Origin of the sequence: Candidatus Nitrosotalea sp. FS (assembly GCF_011319475.1) — an archaeon.
Classification (GTDB): Archaea; Thermoproteota; Nitrososphaeria; order Nitrososphaerales; family Nitrosopumilaceae; genus Nitrosotalea.
Window position 1 is genome coordinate 10,118 of record NZ_RCMC01000251.1, and the last position, 2,125, is coordinate 12,242.

General features: G+C 40.7%; 2 protein-coding genes and 1 pseudogene. All 3 read left to right on the top strand.

What is annotated here, in order from left to right; translation table 11 throughout:
* A partial coding sequence (locus DYY66_RS14920; RefSeq protein WP_255496423.1) for a tetratricopeptide repeat protein occupies positions 1-286 on the top strand: 286 nt, incomplete at its 5' end.
* Positions 287-312: 26 nt separating this feature from the next.
* Entirely contained in the window at positions 313-1,557 is a 1,245-nt protein-coding gene (locus tag DYY66_RS09935; RefSeq protein WP_166288823.1) for an HYR domain-containing protein, read from the top strand.
* 35 nt (positions 1,558-1,592) lie between these two features.
* Positions 1,593-2,042 (top strand): annotated as a pseudogene (msrA, locus tag DYY66_RS09940) (peptide-methionine (S)-S-oxide reductase MsrA); the annotation flags it as partial.
* Positions 2,043-2,125: the final 83 nt, after the last annotated feature.

Consider the following 2,125-nt stretch of genomic DNA (forward strand, 5'->3'; position numbering starts at 1 on the left):
TGCTCTTGTAAACAAGGGTTCTGCATTACACACACTTGGAAAATACCATGATGCAATAGATTGCTATGACAAGGCACTCAAAATCCAGCCAAAGTATGCCATGGCAATAGCATACAAGGGCCTCTCACTGGGAGAGGTTGGTCTGCTAAAGGACGCGATAAAGTGTTTTAATGCGGCTCTAAAGATTGACAAAAAGTTTGACTTGGCATTAAACAACAAAACAATTGCACTTGAACTCTTAAAAAACAACACGAAACTAAAACCAAAGCTTCTCAAAAAAGGCTAAGTACAATTGTATCCAAGTGTTTCATAATGAATATTTTTTATGTGAAGGGCTTTCTTGTAATTTTGCTTTTGCTGCCAATGTCGCTTTCTTATGCAGAGCCTGCAACACCTGGAACTGTCTTGACTTTTTATGTGACTGACTCTAATCTGTCCACTGATCATCGTGCAGTGATGACAATATCTACAGGTGGACTGGTTGATTTTACAATAAATGGAGTTCCGGTATCTGGGCCTGGTGCCATGGTGGAAACTGGAATTGATACTGGTGTCTTTCAACTTTATTTCACGGTACCAGATTCTGTTGATGGAAAACCCATCAAAGATGGTGATGTTGTTGTCATGACATATCACCAGAGGGCAGATTATTCTGGAAATCCGACTGACTTGACACAATCCAAAGTCTTGACAAGCGCTCCATCAAGTCCTGTTACGGGTTCATCGTCTAGTACAGGATCATCGTCCAATGTCAGAATTGGTCAATACTTTAAACTGCATATCTATGCCCCAAACTATAATCTTGATTCACAAACACCTGATGATATTCCGCTTGATATGGTAGAATTTCACATGGGCGGAGTTCAAACTACACTTGCAGACAGTGCATTTCAGGCAAATCCGGATGCATTGAGGGAGACTGGACCTAATACTGATACATTTGAGGTAAATATCAAAATCCCAAAATCAGTTGGTGGATTTCCAGTAGAGATGGGCTCTACACTAGAGTTTAGATTTGCTGACCCGTCTCTTCCGTCAAGTGTATTTGTAACAGTGGGAGGCGGCTCGTATGATACCTCTAGCTCAAGTTCGTCTCCTAATGTATCGCATCTGGTTCCACCTTCATTGACATTTTATGCAACAAATTCCATTGGGGCAAGCATCAACTATGCAAACTCTACAATCATGTCAAATCTACAGAGTCCAGTATGTGATCCCAAGTCGGGCTCTTTTTTTGCAATTGGTACAACAACTGTGACTTGTGCTGCAAAGGATCAGAATGGAAACTCTGTGGTAAAGACATTTTCAATAAACGTGCTGGCAATTCAGAGCCACATTCCATTCTGGACCAAAAAGACCGTGGGATTTTGGTGCAATGGAGATATGACTGACAGTGAGTTAAGCTATGCTTTGAAATATCTTGTTTCACGCGGTACCATATTTGTACAAGGAGATTCATCGGTCCAGACACCTGACAAGACATCACTGTGTGGATGGTCAGAAGGTAAGGTGTCTGACCAAGACGTGGCAAAATCTATCTATTTGCTTTCTCGATAGAATTTAATTCTTGTATGGATGATATGTAATCATGCAAAGCAACATTTGGTGCAGGTTGTTTTTGGTGCATAGAACATGTTTTTAGAAAAAAAGGAATAACATCAACAAGTGTCGGTTACATGGGTGGCAAAACCAAAAATCCGACATATGAGGATGTCTGCACCGATATGACTGGACATGCTGAAGTGGTACAGGTAGAGTATGATCCTACAACGATATCATATGGTGAGATTCTGGACATGTTTTGGAATAATCATGACCCCACCACACTGAATAGACAAGGTCCAGATGTTGGAACCCAGTATAGGTCAGCCGTATTTTGTCATACACCAGACCAAGAAAAGGAGGCAAGACAGTCAAAAGAGAGCCTGGAAAAATCTGGGAAATATGGCAAAAAAATCGTGACTGAGATAGTACCTGCAACTGAATTCTACAAGGCAGAAGAGTATCATCAGCAATATTATGAAAAATGTGGAATTGTGTGATTTTTCATCGTCCTAGTTTTATGGTACCAGGGCAGATCTGTTTTATATTATGCCATGGAGTGTGTCACTAGTTGAATTTCAAA